Source organism: Roseovarius sp. (assembly GCF_030373445.1).
Classification (GTDB): Bacteria; Pseudomonadota; Alphaproteobacteria; order Rhodobacterales; family Rhodobacteraceae; genus Roseovarius.
The window spans coordinates 112,924-130,621 of sequence record NZ_JAUCYU010000001.1 but is presented as its reverse complement, the minus strand read 5'-3'; the positions used below and the strand labels follow the sequence as shown (position 1 = coordinate 130,621).

The 17,698-nt window shown below is 68.3% G+C and carries 15 protein-coding genes and 1 tRNA gene; 7 read left to right on the top strand and 9 right to left on the bottom strand.

Features of this window, described 5'->3' with window-relative positions; all coding sequences use genetic code 11:
* Positions 1–54: 54 nt before the first annotated feature.
* From cbiB to QUV18_RS00625, 4 genes are all read right to left on the bottom strand, one after another.
* Positions 55–972, bottom strand: a complete 918-nt coding sequence (gene cbiB, locus QUV18_RS00640; RefSeq protein ID WP_300891307.1) for an adenosylcobinamide-phosphate synthase CbiB — start codon at positions 970–972, stop codon at positions 55–57.
* Positions 969–1,901 (bottom strand): aminotransferase class I/II-fold pyridoxal phosphate-dependent enzyme, encoded by a 933-nt coding sequence (locus tag QUV18_RS00635; RefSeq protein ID WP_300891306.1) that lies wholly within the window; start codon positions 1,899–1,901, stop codon positions 969–971. The genes cbiB and QUV18_RS00635 overlap by 4 nt, the downstream gene beginning before the upstream one ends.
* 3 nt (positions 1,902–1,904) lie before the next feature.
* Positions 1,905–2,300, bottom strand: coding sequence for a DUF1636 domain-containing protein (locus tag QUV18_RS00630; protein ID WP_300891305.1), 396 nt, complete (start codon positions 2,298–2,300; stop codon positions 1,905–1,907).
* 145 nt (positions 2,301–2,445) lie between these two features.
* Positions 2,446–3,654 carry a bifunctional alpha/beta hydrolase/OsmC family protein gene (locus tag QUV18_RS00625; RefSeq protein ID WP_300891304.1) on the bottom strand — a complete coding sequence of 403 codons (1,209 nt, stop codon included), beginning with the start codon at positions 3,652–3,654 and terminating at the stop codon, positions 2,446–2,448.
* Between the two features lie 92 nt (positions 3,655–3,746).
* Between QUV18_RS00625 and QUV18_RS00620 the strand changes: the two genes are divergently transcribed.
* Both QUV18_RS00620 and QUV18_RS00615 read left to right on the top strand, forming a co-directional pair.
* Positions 3,747–4,607 carry an endonuclease/exonuclease/phosphatase family protein gene (locus tag QUV18_RS00620; RefSeq protein WP_300891303.1) on the top strand — a complete coding sequence of 287 codons (861 nt, stop codon included), beginning with the start codon at positions 3,747–3,749 and terminating at the stop codon, positions 4,605–4,607.
* 185 nt (positions 4,608–4,792) lie between these two features.
* A complete protein-coding gene (locus tag QUV18_RS00615) occupies positions 4,793–5,473 on the top strand; it encodes a GGDEF domain-containing protein (RefSeq protein ID WP_300891302.1) in 681 nt (226 codons plus the stop codon).
* 9 nt (positions 5,474–5,482) lie between these two features.
* On the opposite strand, the gene dddP is transcribed toward QUV18_RS00615, so the two are convergent.
* On the bottom strand, positions 5,483–6,826 hold the full coding sequence (gene dddP / locus QUV18_RS00610; RefSeq protein WP_300891301.1) for a dimethylsulfonioproprionate lyase DddP: 1,344 nt from the start codon (positions 6,824–6,826) through the stop codon (positions 5,483–5,485).
* 108 nt (positions 6,827–6,934) lie between these two features.
* Positions 6,935–7,981, bottom strand: a complete 1,047-nt coding sequence (gene hemE / locus QUV18_RS00605; RefSeq protein ID WP_300891300.1) for a uroporphyrinogen decarboxylase — start codon at positions 7,979–7,981, stop codon at positions 6,935–6,937.
* Positions 7,982–8,082: 101 nt separating this feature from the next.
* Between hemE and hemC the strand changes: the two genes are divergently transcribed.
* Complete coding sequence (gene hemC, locus QUV18_RS00600) at positions 8,083–9,042, top strand: hydroxymethylbilane synthase (protein ID WP_300891299.1); 960 nt, start codon at positions 8,083–8,085, stop codon at positions 9,040–9,042.
* Between the two features lie 65 nt (positions 9,043–9,107).
* Here hemC and QUV18_RS00595 read toward each other — a convergent pair whose 3' ends face one another.
* Entirely contained in the window at positions 9,108–10,520 is a 1,413-nt protein-coding gene (locus QUV18_RS00595; RefSeq protein WP_300891298.1) for an FAD-binding oxidoreductase, read from the bottom strand.
* A 150-nt stretch (positions 10,521–10,670) separates the two neighbouring features.
* On the opposite strand from QUV18_RS00595, the gene QUV18_RS00590 reads away from it, so the two are divergent.
* Positions 10,671–11,168, top strand: a complete 498-nt coding sequence (locus QUV18_RS00590) for a glutathione peroxidase (protein WP_300892029.1) — start codon at positions 10,671–10,673, stop codon at positions 11,166–11,168.
* A gap of 69 nt (positions 11,169–11,237) precedes the next feature.
* Positions 11,238–11,314: transfer RNA gene (locus QUV18_RS00585), tRNA-Met, on the top strand.
* A 35-nt stretch (positions 11,315–11,349) separates the two neighbouring features.
* On the opposite strand, the gene QUV18_RS00580 is transcribed toward QUV18_RS00585, so the two are convergent.
* Entirely contained in the window at positions 11,350–12,828 is a 1,479-nt protein-coding gene (locus tag QUV18_RS00580; protein WP_300891297.1) for an NAD(P)/FAD-dependent oxidoreductase, read from the bottom strand.
* A gap of 256 nt (positions 12,829–13,084) precedes the next feature.
* On the opposite strand from QUV18_RS00580, the gene QUV18_RS00575 reads away from it, so the two are divergent.
* Positions 13,085–15,766, top strand: coding sequence for a bifunctional acetate--CoA ligase family protein/GNAT family N-acetyltransferase (locus tag QUV18_RS00575; protein WP_300891296.1), 2,682 nt, complete (start codon positions 13,085–13,087; stop codon positions 15,764–15,766).
* A 10-nt stretch (positions 15,767–15,776) separates the two neighbouring features.
* A complete protein-coding gene (locus QUV18_RS00570) occupies positions 15,777–16,697 on the top strand; it encodes a histone deacetylase family protein (RefSeq protein WP_300891295.1) in 921 nt (306 codons plus the stop codon).
* 6 nt (positions 16,698–16,703) lie between these two features.
* On the opposite strand, the gene QUV18_RS00565 is transcribed toward QUV18_RS00570, so the two are convergent.
* Positions 16,704–17,597 (bottom strand): LysR family transcriptional regulator, encoded by an 894-nt coding sequence (locus QUV18_RS00565; protein WP_300891294.1) that lies wholly within the window; start codon positions 17,595–17,597, stop codon positions 16,704–16,706.
* Positions 17,598–17,698 lie beyond the last annotated feature (101 nt).

Genomic DNA, 17,698 nt, shown 5'->3' with positions numbered 1-17,698 from the left:
TCATTGCCGGACAAACCTAGGCCATTGGCCCATCGTTGCAAACCTGTTTGCGCGCTATCCGGCCAACAACAGCGCGGCTGCAACGGTCAGCGCGAGCCCCGCCGCCCAGACCCGCCAGAGCAGGCGGACGGTGGCATCGATCTCGTCCGCGCCGATCATCTTGCGGCCTGCCTCGTGCACGAAGGGAAACTCGCGCAGCCGCCCGTCATAGGCGCGCGGCCCCGACAGGGCCACGCCAAGCGCACGGGCCGCCGCCGCCTCGGGCCAGCCGGCATTGGGCGAGCGGTGCTGGCCTGCCTCCCGGGCGATGGCCGGCCAGTCACCAAGTATCCCGTGCAGCGCCGCGATCATCCCCGCCGTCAGCCGCGCGGGCACGAGGTTCAGCAGGTCGTCGAACCGCGCCGCCGCCCAGCCGAACGCCTCGTAGCGGTCGTTGCGATAGCCGATCATGCTGTCGGCGGTGTTGGTGATCTTGTATAACAGCAGCCCCGGCAGGCCGAAGACCAGGAACCACAGCGCGGGCGCGATCACCCCGTCGCTGAAATTCTCCGACGCCGACTCGATGGCGGCGCGGGCAATCGCCGGCTCGTCCATCGCGGCGGTGTCGCGGCCCACGATCTGCGCCACCGCCATGCGGCCGTTGCCCACCGAGACGCGCAGCGCATCGGCCACCGCGCCCACATGCTGGGCCAGCGATTTCTGTGCAAGGAAGATGGCGGCGATAACGACCTCGACCAGCCAGCCCAGCTCGGCCAGCGCGGCACCGAGCAGGATGGCGCCAAGCGCCAGCCCCGCCATCACCAGCACGCCCTTGGCCCGCCGCCCCGTGCCCGCGTTGAACCGCCGGTCGCACCAGCCCACCGCCCGGCCCATCAGCACCGCCGGATGCGGCAGCCTGTCCCAGAGCCAGCGTGGTTCGCCCAGCAGCGCGTCGAGCGCCATGGCCAATGCCAGAACGGCGGCGGTGCTCATATCGCCTGCTCCACCCGGGGCCAGTTCCCCGGCGCGGGCAGGCCGAGGCGCAGCCAGCCCGGATTGTCGGGATAGCTCCGGCTCCACACCCGCGCCTGCGCCAGCCGGTCCTGCCACGCGGCGGCATCCTCCACCCGGTACAGCCGGAAGAGCGAGGTGCCGCCCACCACGCCGGCCCCCGCCCGCACCATCAGCGCATCGAGATGCGCGGCATCCTCGTTCAGCCTCGTGCGCGTGTCGGCGGCCCAAGCGCGGTCACTCAATGCCCGCGTGCCGATGGCCAGCGCCGGGCCCGAGACGGACAGCGGCCCCAGCCGTGCGGAAAGCCGGTCGATCTCGTCCTGCGGCCCGATGGCAAAGCCCAGCCGCAGCCCGGCCAGCCCCCAGAACCGCCCGAGACTCTTCAGGATCAGCGTGCCCTCCCTGTCCGCGAAGCTGACCAGCGACTGGTAGGGCGAAACATCGGCGTAACTCTCGTCGATCACCGTGAAGGGCGCGCCAAGGTCGTCGGAGGAGTACCAGCCGCCCGTGGGATCGTCGGGATGCACCAGCACGCGGGCGTCGGGGCTGTCCTCGCCCTCGGTCCAGCCATGGGCGGCGAAGGCCTTGGCGTGGCGGGTCCGGACAGGGGCGGGGATATGCACCCGGCCCGCTCTCAAAAGGCCGGGGACATGCGCGACCAGGCTCGCCGTGCCCGGCGCGGCGAGGATGGCGGCGTCGTCCGGCATGCCCCAGAATTCCCGCGCCGCCTGGGTCAGCGTGTCATGCGCCGCACGGCCGGGCAGGGCGGTGCAGGCCTTCGGGTCGAGCAGGGGCACGGGGTAGGGCACCGGGTTGATGCCGGTCGACAGGTCGACCCAGTCCTCGCGCCGCCCGCCATATCGCGCCATCGCCGTGTCGAGCCCGCCGTGGCCGCGCGCCCCGGTCATGGCCTAGCCCTCGCCCCTGTCGCTGTCGGTATCGGCGTCGGGCAGGGGCGGGTGACGGGTGATAAAATGTCCCTTAACCTCTTGCGGCCATTCCCGGAACGGCACGCGGCCCGTCTCGCTTTCGGCATGCATCTCGGCATAGGCCACAACGGCCTCGGCCGCCGCCTCGGTCGGCTCGAACCGGCCCAGCGTATAGGCCAGCTTGCCCGGCGCCTGGATGGCGATGTTGCAGCCATGGGCACAGCCCATCAGGCAGGACACCCGGCGCGTGCGCACCGCGCGGCCCGCGGCGTGGTGCTCGACCAGCTCGGCCATGTCCTCGCCATGGGGGCGGTCATGGGTCTCGGCGTTCCAGTCGTCGCGCTTGCAGGTGTCGCAGATGGTGATCCACGTGGTCATGCGCCTCATCCCTTCCCGTTACGGGGCGTGTTGAACCGGATTTGATCCGCCCGCACAAGACCCGCACACCCCGGAATGCCACGAAACTTTAACGTTTTGTAAACACTCCCGCGCACCGCACGGTGCGGGATGATCCGAAAGCGGCCTATTCCAGCCGCGTCACCACCTCGGAACTGCGCTCCAACGTCCGGTGCACGGGGCACTTGTCGGCAATCTCCAGAAGCTTCTGGCGCTGCTCCTCGCTCAACTCCCCTTCCAGCCGGATCACCCGGCGAAACCGGTCGGGCTTGGCGCCGGGCTGGCCGGCATCCTGCGCGTGCACCTTGTCATGGCAGATGTCCACGCTCACCCCCTCCAGCGGCCAGCCCTTGCGGCGGGCATACATCCGGATCGTCATCGACGTGCAGGCGCCCAGCCCCGCCGACAGGAACCCGTAGGGCGTGAGCCCCTTGTCGGTGCCGCCATAGGCCTCCGGCTCGTCGGCCAGAAGGTGATGCTTCGGCCCGGCATTGACGTCCTGCAGGAAGCCGTCGGGGTCGGCCTCGGTCACCCGAACCACGCCCTCGGGCGCGCCGGGCGGGGGGCAGGGCGCCTTGAGGTCGAGATACCTGGCTGCCCATGCCGCGATCACCTCGGCGGCGTATTCGGCATCCTCGGGGTTGGTGATCAGGTGGTCGGCCTCGCCCAGCGTGACGAAGCTTTTCGGGTGTTTCGCGGCCAGGAAGATGTCGGAGGCGTTGCCGATCCCCACCACCGCGTCGCGCGGGGCGTGCAGCACCAGAAGCGCCCGCTTGAGATGGGCAATCTCGCCCTCCAGCTTCTCGGCCTTCACATCCTCGACGAACTTCTTGCCGATGCTAACCGGCCGCCCGCCCAGATGCACCTCTGCCGCGCCCTCTGCCTCGATCTTCTCCAGGTCACCGCCGAAATTCCGCGTCACGTGGCCGGGGTCGAACGGCGCGCCGATCGTCACCACCGCCTTGGAACTTTCGATCTGCCGCGCCGCCTTCAGCATCGCCGCCCCGCCAAGGCTGTGCCCGATCAGCAGCGACGGCGCCATGTCGCGTCCCGCCAGCGCCTTGGCGGCCAGCACGAGGTCTTCGACATTCGACGTGAACGAGGTGTTCTCGAACTCGCCCTCCGAATGGCCCAGCCCGGTGAAATCGAACCGCAGCACGGCGAACCCCGCGCCCGCCAGCCGGGCCGAAATGCGCCGTGCGGCGGGAATGTCCTTGGAACAGGTGAAACAATGCGCGAAAAGCGCGGTGGCCAGAACCGGGCCCTCGGGCAGATCGAGCCGCGCCGCCAGCTCGTCGCCCGAATGACCGGTGAAGGTGAATCGTTCGGTCGGCATCGCCATTCCTTTCCTTGGACAGGCTCAAAGGGTAGGAAGCCCGCGTGGCCGGCACCAGACATGTAACGGCGCTGTCACGTCAAGGTGAGATGGTGAAAACACTCGTGAGGATCATGGCAGCGCTGGCGCTGGTGGCGCTTGGCCTGAGCTTTGCCGGCGCGCTGCACCCGGTGGGCGACAGCCTTGCGGTGTTCCGCCTCGCGATTGCCGTGCCGGCGCTCCTGCTCGTGCTGGCCACGGGCCTGCCACGCGGCTGGCGGCTGGCGGGCGCGGCGCTCTGCCTTGCCGGGGCAGGCAGCGTTCTGGGCCACAAGCTGCCCCAGGCCGAGCCGGGGGCGCTGGGCGTCTACCAGAAGAACATGTTCCACCGGAATTCCGACATCGGCGGGCTGGCCGAGGATATCCTGGCGGCCGCGCCGGATATCGTGACGTTGCAGGAAGTATCGGTCGAGAACGAGGCGTTGCTCGACCTGTTGTGGGAGGCCTACCCGACCCAGCATCTCTGCCGCTACACGTCGCGCAGCGGCATCGCCGTGCTGACCCGCCTGCCCACCTCCGGCACGCCCTTCTGCAGCGAGGAGATCGGCCTTGCCGTGGTGCAGGTCGAGACAGCCAGCGGCCCGGTCCGCGCGATGTCGCTGCATTTCGCATGGCCCTTTCCGGGCGGGCAGCCGAAACAGTCCGCTTGGCTTGCGCGCTACCTGGGGCAGGGCGGGGGCCCGGCGATCATGGGCGGTGATTTCAACATGGTGCCGTGGTCGGAAACCCTGGATGACATCGCCGATGCCGCCGGGTTCGAGCGCGCCGGCCCGTCGCGCCCGACCTTCCAGCTCGGGCCCTTTCCCCTGCCGATCGACCATGTCTTCGCCCCCGCCGGCGGACGCGTCGAGGTGCGCGGCCTGTCGGGTAGTGACCATCGCGGCCTCCTTGCCCGGGTGCGCCTCACGGACTAGGGCGGCTGGCCGGCCGCCGGTCACGGGGCGCACAACGAGACGCGTCACATCGCGAAAGTCTTCGGAAAATGCGGGGCAGTTTTCCCGCCATCCCGCGGCCGGTTTTTTACTTGTCTTAACTGGCCCGTGACACTGTTGCCGAGACCGGCGAAGTGGAGTGCGCTGTGCAACTGCGTTTGAAACATATGCGTGACGTGCGGCTGTTCGCCGCCGCGATCACGGTGGTGGCCCTGGCGGGGAATTTCGCCTTGCAGGCGCTGCTTTACCCGGCCGATCTCGTCGACAGGCTCAGGTTCGCCAGTTGTGTCATCACCGTGGCGCTGGCCTTGCCGATCTCGTTCTTCGTCGGGCTGCGGCTGCGCGACATCTACCAACTCACCGTCAGCCTGGAAGCCGCGCGCGATCACGACCCGCTGACCGGCGCGCTGACCCGCGCAGCCTTCCACCGCCACGCGGCGGGGCTGGCCGGCACGCCGGCGACGCTGATCATCTGCGACATCGACCATTTCAAGGCGTTCAACGACTGCTACGGTCACCTTGCCGGGGACGCCGCCCTGCGCCACGTGGTCGAGGTGATGGGCGCCAATTGCCGCAAGGGCGACCTGATCGCCCGTTTCGGCGGAGAGGAATTCCTGATGCTTCTGCCCGGCACCACGCTGGAGGAGGGCGGGCGCGTGGCCGAACGCCTCTGTCAAAGCCTGCGCGTGACGCCCGTGCCCGTCGATGGCACGGACAGGCCGGTGACCGCCAGCTTCGGCGTGGCCGCGGTCCGGACCGCGCGCGACCTTGTCACGGCGATCTCGCGGGCCGATGCGGCGCTCTATGCCGCCAAGGACGAGGGGCGCAACCGCGTCTGCCAGGCTTGACTGCCGGGTTTACGCCTCGCCCATCAGCGCCCGGTCGAACGGATACCGTGTCAGGTTCTCGTAGCCGTCCTCGGTGATCAGGACCTGGTCTTCCAGCTTGATCGAGAAATCGCCGCCGACCTCGCCCACCAGCGCCTCGACGCACAGCGTCATGCCAGGCTCCAGCGGATAGTCGAACGCCCCCTCGACGGCCTTGTCCGGGTAACAGACCAGCGGCCACTCGTCGCACAGCCCAACGCCATGCATCAGGCAGCCGTATTTCTGCGCCTGGAACTTCTCGTCGAGCACGTGGGTGTTCGCGGTCAGCTCCGGAATGGTGACCCCGGGTTTGAGCATCTCCATGTTGGTCATGATATGCTCGTGCGCGTGCTGCATGGCATAGACCATGTCAGCGCGCGGCTTCTCGGTGCCGATCCACCAGCTGCGCGAGATGTCGATGCAGATGCCGTAGCTGCCCACGAGGTCGGTGTCGAACGAGATGATCTCGTTGTTCTGCGCCAGCCGGGGCCCGCATTCCTGGAACCACGGGTTCGACCGCGGACCCGAGGCCAGCAGCCGGGTCTCGATCCACTCGCCGCCGCGCCGGATGTTCTCGGCATGCAGCACCGCCCAGATATCGTCCTCCGAGGTCTGCCCGGCGGGCACGTTGGTGCGGGCATAGGCCTCCATCGAGGCGACGGCGACCTCGCAGGCATGGCTGGCACAGCGCATCGCCAGGATCTCGTCGGGCCCCTTCACCGAGCGGGCCTTCTCGGTCAGCTCCTCGCCCTCCATGATCTCGAAGCCCTGCGCCTCGAGTGCGCGCAGCCCGTGCAGCATGATCTTGTCGACGCCCAGCCGCCGGTTGCCCGGCGCGTGCTCTTCCAGCAGCACGCGCACCTCGTTCGAGAACATGTCGGCGGCCACGTCCACCTTGTCGCCCCGGTCGAAATAGAACAGGTCCGCCCCGCTGCGCTGTTCCCGCACCAGCGGGTTGAAGGTGCTGAGGAAGGGCGAGTTCTTGTAATCCCAGATCACCATGTAGCCGTCGGCACACAGCAGCAGGGCCCGGAAGGGGTTATGCGTGTTCCAGAGCTGCATGTTGGTCGAGTCGGTGGCGTAGCGGATGTTGAGCGGATCGAAGACCAGCAGCCCGGCATAGCCACGTTCCACGATATGCCGCGTCAGCCGTTCCCACCGGTAGCGGCGCATCGCCTGCAGGTCGGGCAGCTGCAGCCCCGCCTTCTCCCATTCGCGGAAGGCAAGCTGCGTCGGCCCGATCTCGATGCGGTCGGCATCGTTGGGGGTGTTGTCGCCCAGAACGGGGCCGCGGCTGGGGTCGATCTTGCGGGCGTCGCGGTAATGGGTGTTCATCTGGCTGGCCTCCTTGCTGAGACCAGCCTTTCCCGGAAATCGTCACATGCGCGCGACTGAATGCGACGCGAAACATGTCGGATTGAGTCTGCCCGCCGGCGGCGCGGGTCAGTCGTCGCGGCGGGTTTCCCTCACCGTGTCGATCATAAGCTGCACGTTGTCGGGGTCGGCATCCGGCGTGATCCCGTGCCCGAGGTTGAAGATATGCGGCCCGCCCCGGAACGCCTTCACGATCTGCCGCGTCTCGCGCACGAGATCCTCGCCGCCGGTCACCATGTGCGAGGATTTCAGGTTCCCCTGCACGCAGCCCGAAACCTGCACGTTCTCGGCCGCCCATTCCGGCGTCACGGAATCGTCGACCGCCACGCAATCGGCCCCGGTGGCCTTGTGGAAGCCGATGTATTTCTCGCCCGCCTGCCGGGGGAAGGCGATGACCGGAACATCGCCATGCCGCGCCTTCAGCTCGGTGACGATGCGCTTGGCCGGCGCGGTGGCGTACCTGTCGAAATCCTCGCCCGACAGCGAGCCCGCCCAGCTGTCGAACAGCTTCACGCATTCCGCTCCGGCCTCGACCTGGGCCGAAAGGTACTCGATCGTGGCCTCGGTCAGCCGGTCGAGAATGGCCTCGAAAAGCGGCCGGTTCTCGGCCTTGAGCGCATGCGCCGGCCCCTGGTCAGGCGTGCCGCGCCCGGCGATCATGTAGGTCGCCACCGTCCAGGGCGCCCCGGCAAAGCCGATCAGCGTGGTATCAGACGGCAGGGCTCCGGAAAGGTTGCGCACCGTCTGGTAGATCGGCGCCAGCGTCTCGTGGATGTCCGAGGCCGGTTTCAGCGCGTCGAACTCCGCCTGCTGGGTGATCGTGGAAAGCCGCGGCCCTTCGCCCGTGACGAACCACAGATCGGCCCCCAGCGCCTGTGGCACCAGCAGGATATCGGCGAACAGGATCGCCCCGTCGAAGCCGTAGCGGCGAATGGGCTGCAGCGTCACCTCGGTCGCCAGGTCGCTGTTGTAGCACAGCGACAGGAAATCCCCCGCCTCGGCCCGCGTGGCGCGGTACTCGGGCAGGTAGCGCCCGGCCTGCCGCATCATCCAGATCGGCGGCACCTCCTGCGCCTCGCCCGCCAGCGCCTTCAGGATCGTCTTCGTCGCAGCCATGGGGGGCCCTCCCTTTCGGGCACGTGGTTCTCTCCCCTCGGCGGCAATGTCAAGCGCCGGGGCGCTTGCCAGTGGGGCAACGCGGGTCTAGACCCGGCGGCATGACATTCGATCCGCCCTCTCCGACCCGCCCGCTCAAACTCGGCACCCGCGGCTCGCCGCTGGCGCTGGCCCAGGCGTATGAAACGCGCGACAGGCTGGCCGCGGCGCATGACCTTGCGCCAGAGGCGTTCGAGATCGTGGTCATCAAGACCACCGGCGACAACCGCGCACTGATCGCCACCGACACGCCGCTGAAGGAACTGGGCGGCAAGGGCCTCTTCACCCGCGAGATCGAAGAGGCGCTGCTGTCGGGCGAGATCGACATCGCCGTGCATTCGATGAAGGACATGCCCGTCGAACAGCCCGGCGGTCTGGTGCTCGACACTTACTTGCCGCGCGAGGACGTGCGCGACGCCTTCGTCTCGCCCGGCGCGGCGGGGCTGAAGGAGCTGCCCGAAGGGGCCAAGGTGGGCACCTCGTCGCTGCGCCGCCGGGCACAGGTTCTGGTGCGCTATCCGCATCTCGAGGTGGTCCAGTTCCGCGGCAACGTGCAGACAAGGCTGAAGAAGCTCGAGGATGGCGTGGCGGCCTGCACCTTCCTGGCCATGGCCGGGCTCAACCGGCTGGGCCGGGCCGATGTCGCCCGCGCCGCCATGGCGCCCGAGGAGATGCTGCCGGCGGTCGCCCAGGGCGCCATCGGCATCGAGCGGCGCAGCGACGATACCCGCGTGGCCCACATGCTGGCGGCGATCCATGACGGGGTGACGGGCCAGCGGCTGGCGGCGGAACGCGCCTTCCTCTCCACGCTCGACGGGTCCTGCGAGACGCCGATCGCGGGGCTGGCCGAGCTGGATGGCGGCACGCTGCGCCTGCGCGGCGAGATCCTGCGCCCCGATGGCAGCGAATGCCTGTCCGACGACGCCACCGCCCCGATCGAGGACGGCCCCGCGCTGGGTGCCGAGATGGCGCGCAAGCTGCTGGAACAGGCGGGGCCGGGCTTCTTCGACTGGCGGGAGTGAGCGCTCGTCACGCCTTTGCAGGCGCGCCTTGCGAGGCCGCCTGAAAAGGCGGATGAGCGGCCCCGTCAGGGCAGCACTTTGCCCGGGTTCATGATCCCGTTGGGGTCGAGCGCCCGCTTGATCGTGCGCATCACCTCCATCGCCACCGGGTCCTTGTAACGCCCCATTGCCGGCAGTTTCGACAGCCCGATCCCGTGCTCGGCCGAGAACGAGCCGCCAAGCGCGATGGTCTCCTCCTCCACCGCCTCGCCGATGGCGCGGTGAATGCCGGTATCCATCGTCTCGGGCCATGCCGCGAAATGCAGGTTGCCGTCGCCCATATGCGCCACGTGCAGGAAGCCGATCCCGGGGTCGAGCGCCTTGGCCCGCGCCTTGGTGCGCTCCAGAAGCTCCTGCATCCGGTCCAGCGGCACGGCGATGTCGTTGTCGACGATCGGGTCGCGCAGGCGCGACACCTCCGCCGCCGCCTCGCGCCGCGCCCACATTTCGGCCCGATGCGCATCCGACTTGGCGACCACGGCGTCGAGCACCGCGCCGCTTTCGTAGAGCCGCCCCAGCACCTCCTCCAGGTGCGCGGCGATCGGCACCTCCCCATCCGGCCCCGGTTCGGCATCGCGGGCGGCCAGCGCGCCGACTTCAACGAGGATATTGACTTCGTGCCGTTCCTCGAAGGGCGGGCGGGCGTCGGGGAAGCGCTTCAGATGCGCCTCGATATAGGCGCCGGGCATGTATTCGAACGCCTCCACCGCGCCCCCCGTTTCCGCCTGCAGGATATGCAGCAGCTCCAGCCCGCGCGTAACATCCGGCGCCGCGACCATCGCCGTGGCATAGGCGCGGGGTTTCGGAAAGAGCTTCACCACGGCGGCGGTGATCACCCCCAGCGTCCCCTCCGCCCCGATCAGCAGGTCGCGCAGGTCGTAGCCCGAGTTGTCCTTGTGCAGCGCGCTCATCAGGTTCATCACCTCGCCCGTGGGCGTCACCGCCTCGACGCCCAGGCAAAGCCCCCGCGTGCTGCCGTATCGCACCACGTTCGAGCCGCCCGCATTGGTCGACAGCGCCCCCCCGATCATCGCCGAGCCGCGTGCGCCGAAGGTCAGCGGGAAGATCAGGTCATGCTCCGCCACCGCCTCGTGCAGCGACGACAGGATCACGCCCGCCTCGACCGTCGCGGTGCGGCCCGCGGGGTTGATCTCGCGGATGGCCGACATCCGGTCGAGCGACAGCATGATCGCGTCCTCGGCCGTGGTCCCCTTGACCAGCCCGGTATTGCCCGAGACCGGCACCACCGGCACCCCCGCCTCGTTTGCCAGCCTTATGATGGCGGCGACCTGTGCGGTGTCGGCAGGCTTGACCACGGCCAGCGGGGTCCAGCGGATCATGCCAGCCCAATCCTGCGACCAGGGGGCGGCATCCTTGCCGGTCAGAACGTGATTGGGGCCGGTGATGGCGGCGAGGTCTTGGAGAATGCGCTCTGTCATGGCGGCAATCTGCGTCACAGCCCGGCCGAGGGCAAGCCGGGAGTGGACAGGCGCCGCAACCGGCTTATCTTGCCCGTCAGACCCGCTTCGGAGATCGCCATGCCTGCCGCCCTTGCCCCGCGTTCCCTCCTCGCCCTGCTGTTCACGCTGATGCTGACCGCCTCGGCCGCGTTTTCGGCACAGCGCGACTGGCAGTTCGCCTCGATCGACGGCGGTACGCTGTCGCTCGACGATTGGGCAGGAAAGCCGGTGCTGGTGGTCAATACCGCCTCGCGCTGTGGCTTCACGCCGCAATATGACGGGCTGCAGGCGCTCTACGACACCTACCGCGACCGCGGTTTCGCCGTGCTGGCCGTGCCGTCGCAGGACTTCAAGCAGGAGTTGGCCAGCGACGAACAGGTCAAGGATTTCTGCGCCCTGAACTTCGATCTAGACCTGCCGATGACCACGATCACCCCGGTGCTGGGCGATGGCGCCCACCCGTTCTATCGCTGGCTGGCCGATAGCGAAGGCTGGCAGCCGTCGTGGAATTTCAACAAGGTGCTGATCGCGCCCGACGGCACGGTCGCGGGCACATGGGGCTCGGCCACGGTGCCGGAATCGCCCGAGATCACCAGCCGGATCGAGGCACTTCTGCCGCGCGGATGAACCCGGCGAAAACCCGGCCAATTCGGGCTTGACGGGGCCGCCGGGCTGCCTTACCTAGCGCCACGGTCCGGCGGAGTAGCTCAGTTGGTTAGAGCAGTGGAATCATAATCCATGTGTCGGGGGTTCAAGTCCCTCCTCCGCTACCAACCCCCACGACAGTCTAAACGATCACCCCCACGCCTCACCGCGTGGTGAAGTCGCGTGTCTTCGGCCGGCGTGTCAGCCACCAGTATTTCACCGTCCCCGCCGACCAGTTGTTGATGATCTTGCCCGTCGCGGTCTTGTACCAGCTCGTGCACCGCCCGGCCCATGCCGTGCGGGCCAGTTCGCGCGCCTGCGCGCGGCGGTGCCGTTGCAGGGCGTCCGGCGTGACCTCGATCCGGTCTTCACCGCGCCCGCGCAGCCGGGCGATGGCCCGCAGCACGTAGTGGACCTGGCATTCCAGCATGAAGATGATCGAGTTGTGGCCGAGATTGGTGTTCGGCCCGTAGAGCAGGAAGAAATTCGGAAAACAGGGCACCGCGATGCCGAGATAGGCCTCGGGGCCATCGGCCCGTTCCCACGTGTCGGAGAGCGCGCGGCCATCACGGCCCTCGACCGTCATCCCCGGCAGGAAATCCCGCGCGTGAAAGCCGGTGGCCAGCACGATGCAATCTGCCTCGATCCGCTGCCCGCCCTTCGTCAGCAGCCCCTCCGGCGTCAGCCGGTCGACCTGGTCGGTTACCAGGCTCACGTTGTCGCGGCGGAGCGCCGGGTAGTAATCGTCGGCCAGCAGGATGCGGCGACAACCCAGCGGGTAATCGGGGGTCAGCTCGGGCGCGAGCTCCCCCGCCTCCGCCGCGATGTGGCGCCGGTTCGCCTCGGTCTGCCGCCGCGACTGGCGCGAGCCATCGATGAACTCGGGCCAGCTCCGCTCCCATTGCCAGTAGATCGACCATCGGTAGAGCCGCTGCAGAAATGGAAAGGCCCGGAACCGGCGCTTCTCGCGGTCTTCGAACGGCCGGTCGCCCTTGGCCACCAGCCAGTTGGGCGAGCGTTGCAGTACCGTCAGGTGGCGGGCCACCCGGGCGATCTGCGGGATGGCCTGCACGGCGCTGGCGGCGTTGCCGATCACCACGACGCGCTTGCCCGTAAGATCATAGCCCGCGTCCCATTCGGCCGTGTGCATCAGCTTGCCGCCGAAGGTCTCGCGCCCCTCGAATTCGGGGATCATCGGCTGGTTGAGCTGGCCCACCGCCGAAACGAGGAACCGCGCGGAAAACGTCGCGCCATCCTCCGTCGTGACATGCCAGCGCGCCTGGTCCTCGTCCCAGCGCGCATGGCGCACCCCGGCGCCACAGCGCAGGTTCTCGGTCACGCCGGTCTCTTCGGCCGTGCGGCGCAGGTAGGCCAGGATTTCCGGCTGGGTGGCATAAACGCGCGACCAGTCGGGGTTCATGGCGAAGGAATAGCTGTAATGGTGCGATTGCGTGTCACAGGCGCAGCCGGGGTAGATGTTGTCGCGCCACGTGCCGCCGACATCGCCGGCCCGTTCCAGCACCAACACCCGGAGCCCGGCACGCAACGCTTGCGCCGCCATGCCGATCCCGCCGAACCCCGCCCCGATCACGATCAGGTCCGGGGTTGGCTCGGCCTGTTCATGTGTTCCAGTTCCCTGCATCCTGCCTGTCTCCGAATTCTTTCGGCCAAGCTACAGGCTTTCGCGGGAGGCTCAATGCAAGTTGCCGATCAAATCGTCATACGGGCGGCAGCCTTGGTCCGCCGGGTTTTTCGTGTGACACTGACCCCGCTTGATACAGGTCAAGGCGTCGCGCCGTCTTTGGGGCGATGGCTGGCCCCCGTGTCCGGCCCGTCGCACGGTTGTCAAACCCGTGCGGTTCAATGGGCCGAACCCGCCCCTGACCGGAGACCGCCCGATGGATCGCAGCCCTCTCAGCCCGATGTTCAACCCGGCCTCCGTCGCCGTGTTCGGGGCCTCGGAAAGCACCACGTCCGTCGGCGGGCGCGTCTTCTCCAACATCCTGCGGGCGGGCTACGAGGGCGAGCTTTACCCGGTGAACCCGAAATACGAGAGCGTACACGGCATGGATTGCGTGCCCGACCTGTCGCGGCTCGACAAGCCGGTCGACCTTGCGGTGATCGCCACGCCGGCGGCGGTGGTGCCCGAGATCATCCGGCAATGCGGCATTGCCGGCACCACCAACGCGGTCGTCCTGTCGGCGGGGTTCGGCGAGGGCGGCACGCCCGGACAGAACAACGCCCGGAAGCTGGAGGCTGCGGCGCGCAAGGCCGGGGTGCGCTATCTCGGGCCGAACTGCGTGGGGCTGGTGCGGCCGTGGCTGAAGCTCGACGCCACCTTCCTGCGATCCGAGACGCCGCCGGGAAGGCTGGCGCTGGTCTCGCAATCCGGTGCACTGATCTCGGCCATTTCCGACTGGGCCGCGCCGCATCACCTTGGCTTCTCGGCGCTGGTATCTCTGGGCAATTCGCTCGACGTGGATTTCGGCGACGTGCTGCATTTCCTGGCGACCGACCCGCACACCTCGGCGATCCTGCTTTACGTCGAAGGCATTCACGACGCGCCATCCTTCATCTCGGCCCTGCGCAACGCGGCCCGGACAAAGCCGGTGATCGTGCTGAAGGCGGGGCGGCATACGCAAAGCTCGAACGCGGCGCATACCCATACCGGTGCGCTGATCGGCGATGACGCCGTGTTCGACGCGGCGCTGGCCCGGGCGGGCGCGGTGCGCACCCGCACCTTCGGAGAGCTTTTCGCGGCGGCGGAAATCCTGTCGCCGGGCAAACGGGCCCATGGCAACCGGCTGGGGATCATAACCAACGGGGGCGGCGCCGGCGTTCTGGCGGCCGACCGGGCGGGGGACCTGGGCGTCGAACTGCCCGCGCCGTCGGAGGAGACCCTGAAACAGCTCGATGGCGTGTTGCCGCCCTACTGGTCACGCGCCAACCCGGTCGACATCCTGGGCGACGCCACGCCCGGGCAGTTCACCGCCGCCATCCGCGCCGCCCTGGCGGACCCGAATTTCGACGGCGTGCTGGCCATGCTGACGCCGCAGGCCATGACCGAGGCGACGGCGGCGGCGCAGGCGGTGCTCGACGCGATACCGGCCGGCAGCCGCAAGCCGGTGCTGGCCTGCTGGATGGGCGAGACCTCGGTCGCCGAGGGGCGCGTGCTGCTGTCCTCCTCCGGTATCCCGGATTTCACAACGCCGGAAAAGGCGGTCGAGGCGTTCTCCTACCTCGCGCAGCATCACCATCACCGGCGCCTCGCGAACGAGGTACCGGGGCCGCTGCACGACGACAAGCCGCCCGATCTCGAAGGCGCACGGATGATCGTCAACGGCGCGCTGACCGATGGCCGGACCATGCTGTCGGATATCGAATCGAAAGCCTTGCTGCGGGCGTTCCACATCCCCATCAACATCACCATCGAGGCGGCCACCCCGGCCGACGCCCTGATTGCCGCTGAAACGGTGGGCTACCCGGTCGCGGTCAAGATCAACTCGCCGCAGATCACCCACAAGTCCGACGTGGGCGGCGTGCGGCTTGGCGTGGGCTCGGCTGTCGAGGTGAAGCAGGCGGTCCGCGACATCACCCTGACGGCCCAGAGATTGCGGCCCGATGCAAAGATCAAGGGCGTCACCATCGAGGCGATGGCCCATGTCGAGGACGCCCGCGAATTGGTCGTCGGCGTCAGCCGCGACCCGGTCTTCGGTCCGGCCATCCTGTTCGGGGCGGGCGGCACGATGGTCGAGATCCTGCGCGACAGCGCCGTCTCGCTGCCGCCGCTGAACGAGGTTCTGGCCAACCGGCTGATCAACCGCACCCGCGTGGCCCGTCTGCTCGACGCCTTCCGCGACCGGCCGCCGGTCGACCGGTCTGCCGTGATCGACGTGTTGCTGCGGGTGTCCGACATGGTCTGCGAACTGCCCCAGATCGTCGAGCTGGACATCAACCCGCTGGTCGCCGGCCCCGACGGCGTGCTGGCGGTCGATGCCCGCATCCGGCTGGCCCGCCCGCCGGCCAAGGATGGGCCCTACGACCACGTCGCCATTCACCCCTATCCCCGGCATCTCGTGCAGACCGACTTCCTGCCCGATGGCCGGCCGCTGACAATACGCCCGATCCGGCCCGAGGACGCGGAATCGGAAGCCGCCTTCGTGCGCGACCTGTCGCCCGAGGCCAAGCGCTTCCGGTTCATGGGCACGGTGAACGAGCTATCGGAGGAGATGCTCGCGCGGTTCACCCAGATCGATTACCGGCGCGAAATGGCGCTGGTGGCGGTGGTGGGCGAGGATGGCAGCGGCGAACAGCACGGCGTCGCCCGCTATGTCATCAACCCCGACAACACGAGCTGCGAATTTGCCATCGCGGTCTCGGACAGGCTTCAGGGCCAGGGGCTTGGCACAAGGCTGATGAAGGGGCTGTTCGATGCGGCGCGTGACCATGACCTCGACAAGATCGAGGGGGCGGTGCTACGCGAAAACGTCTCGATGCTGCACCTGATGGAAGAGCTCGGCTTTACCGTCTCGCCGGACCCGGATGACCGCGATGTGGTCATCGTCGAACGCTGGCTTTGAGGAAAGCGCGATGCTCGGCTTCATCTCCCACCCGGCCTGCCGCGATCATGACGCGGGACCGATGCACCCGGATACACCGGAGCGGCTGGATGCCATCAACAACCAGCTCATCATGTCGGGGCTCGATTACGTGCTGCGGCATTACGAGGCGCCCGAGGTCACGCGTGATCAGCTCGGGCGTGCCCATGACCCGGCCTACGTCACGCGCATCATCGATACGGCGCCGGGGCCGGGGGAAACGGTCGAGATCGACGGCGATACGGTGATGTCACCCGGCACCCTGCCCGCGGCGTTGCGCGCCGCCGGGGCGGGTGTACTGGGCGTCGACCTGATCATGCGGGGCGAGGCCAACCCGGTCTTCTGCGCCATCCGCCCGCCGGGGCACCACGCGACCCGCGACACCGCGATGGGCTTCTGCCTGTTCAACAACATTGCCGTCGCGGCGGCGCATGCGCTGGCGACCTATGACCTCAAGCGCGTCGCCATCCTCGATTTCGACGTCCACCACGGCAACGGCACCGAGGAGATCTTCCATTCCGACCCGCGCGTCCTGTTCTGCTCGGCCTTCCAGCACCCGTTCTACCCCTTCACCGGGCACGAGAGCGAAGCGACCAACCTTGTCGACGTGCCCCTGCCCGCGGGCACCGGTGGTGACGCCTTCCGCGAGGCGATCCGCGAACACTGGCTGCCGGCGCTTGAACGGTTCGCGCCCGAGTTCCTGTTCATCTCCGCCGGGTTCGACGCGCACCTGCTCGACGACATGTCGGGGCTGGCGCTGACCGAGAACGATTACCGCTGGCTGACCACCGAACTGGTCGGCGTCGCGGGCCGGCATGCACAGGGCCGTATCCTGTCAATGCTGGAAGGCGGGTACGAGCCCTTGCCGCTGGCGCGAAGTGTGGTGGCACACGTGAACGCGCTGATCGGCTGAGGCCGGTCAGCCGGTGAAGGCATAGGGGCAGGCCGCGACTTCTTCGGTCAGCCAGTCGGTAAAGGCCCGGGTGGCCGGTGTCTGCTCGTGATGCGCGGGAGGCAACAGGAAATAGCCTTCGGGCAGCGGGCCGGTGTCGCCGAACGGTTCGATCAGCCGGCCCGCCGCGACAAGGTCATGGGTCAGCGTGTCATGCCCCATGGCCATGCCCGCACCGTGAAGCGCCGCCTCGATCGCCACCACGTAGGTCGTGGCGAGGTTCACCGCGCGCGTGTTTTCGAACGGTCGTCCGTTATGCCGCGACCACGTTTCCCAGTTTCCCATGATGCCCGCGCAATCGAACAGCCGCGCGCGGGCAAGGTCGGGCACGCCGCCCATGTACTCCGGGTGGCAGACCGGGCGGCAGACATCCGATGTCAGGCGCGTCGCGTCGCCGGACATGTCGCCCGGCCGGCCGAAGCGGATCTTCATCGCCGCATCGCGCCCGTGCGCGTCCGGGTCCCACAGGGCGGTGACGACGTTCAGCACCAGCCACGGATGCGCGGCGTATAGCCGGTGCAGGCGCGGGGCCAGCCAGAACACCGAAAACGCCATGTTGCACTGCAGGATCAGCGTGTTCTCCGAGTCGCCGCCGATGAAGGACCGCGTTCCGCGCGCCAGCACGTCGAAGGCTTCGCGGACCGTGGGCAGGTAGTTCGCACCCGACTCGGTCAGTTGCAGGGCGCGGGTCCGCCGGACGAACAGGTCACGCCCGAGGTGATCCTCGAGATTGCGCACATGCTGGCTGACTGCCGACTGGGTCAGGTTCAGTTCCTGTGCCGCAAGGGTGAACGACAGGTGCCGCGCCGCGGCGTCGAAGGCGCGCAGCCAGGTGAGCGGGGGAAGCGTTCGACTGCTCATGAATTACGCACGACGTATCCATTAATTTTCTTAATGGCATGCCGCCGAATCCATCGTTTGTAAAGCCCGCCCCGGGCTGGCACCCTGTCGGCGACCGGAAC

Excerpts from the sequence above, each read along its gene's own strand:
- cbiB (WP_300891307.1), bottom strand. The coding sequence starts at position 972 with ATGAGCACCGCCGCCGTTCTGGCATTGGCCATGGCGCTCGACGCGCTG.
- QUV18_RS00635 (WP_300891306.1), bottom strand. The coding sequence starts at position 1,901 with ATGACCGGGGCGCGCGGCCACGGCGGGCTCGACACGGCGATGGCGCGA.
- QUV18_RS00630 (WP_300891305.1), bottom strand. The coding sequence starts at position 2,300 with ATGACCACGTGGATCACCATCTGCGACACCTGCAAGCGCGACGACTGG.
- QUV18_RS00625 (WP_300891304.1), bottom strand. The coding sequence starts at position 3,654 with ATGCCGACCGAACGATTCACCTTCACCGGTCATTCGGGCGACGAGCTG.
- QUV18_RS00615 (WP_300891302.1), top strand. The coding sequence starts at position 4,793 with ATGCGTGACGTGCGGCTGTTCGCCGCCGCGATCACGGTGGTGGCCCTG.
- dddP (WP_300891301.1), bottom strand. The coding sequence starts at position 6,826 with ATGAACACCCATTACCGCGACGCCCGCAAGATCGACCCCAGCCGCGGC.
- hemE (WP_300891300.1), bottom strand. The coding sequence starts at position 7,981 with ATGGCTGCGACGAAGACGATCCTGAAGGCGCTGGCGGGCGAGGCGCAG.
- hemC (WP_300891299.1), top strand. The coding sequence starts at position 8,083 with ATGACATTCGATCCGCCCTCTCCGACCCGCCCGCTCAAACTCGGCACC.
- QUV18_RS00595 (WP_300891298.1), bottom strand. The coding sequence starts at position 10,520 with ATGACAGAGCGCATTCTCCAAGACCTCGCCGCCATCACCGGCCCCAAT.
- QUV18_RS00590 (WP_300892029.1), top strand. The coding sequence starts at position 10,671 with ATGCTGACCGCCTCGGCCGCGTTTTCGGCACAGCGCGACTGGCAGTTC.
- QUV18_RS00580 (WP_300891297.1), bottom strand. The coding sequence starts at position 12,828 with ATGCAGGGAACTGGAACACATGAACAGGCCGAGCCAACCCCGGACCTG.
- QUV18_RS00575 (WP_300891296.1), top strand. The coding sequence starts at position 13,085 with ATGGATCGCAGCCCTCTCAGCCCGATGTTCAACCCGGCCTCCGTCGCC.
- QUV18_RS00570 (WP_300891295.1), top strand. The coding sequence starts at position 15,777 with ATGCTCGGCTTCATCTCCCACCCGGCCTGCCGCGATCATGACGCGGGA.
- QUV18_RS00565 (WP_300891294.1), bottom strand. The coding sequence starts at position 17,597 with ATGAGCAGTCGAACGCTTCCCCCGCTCACCTGGCTGCGCGCCTTCGAC.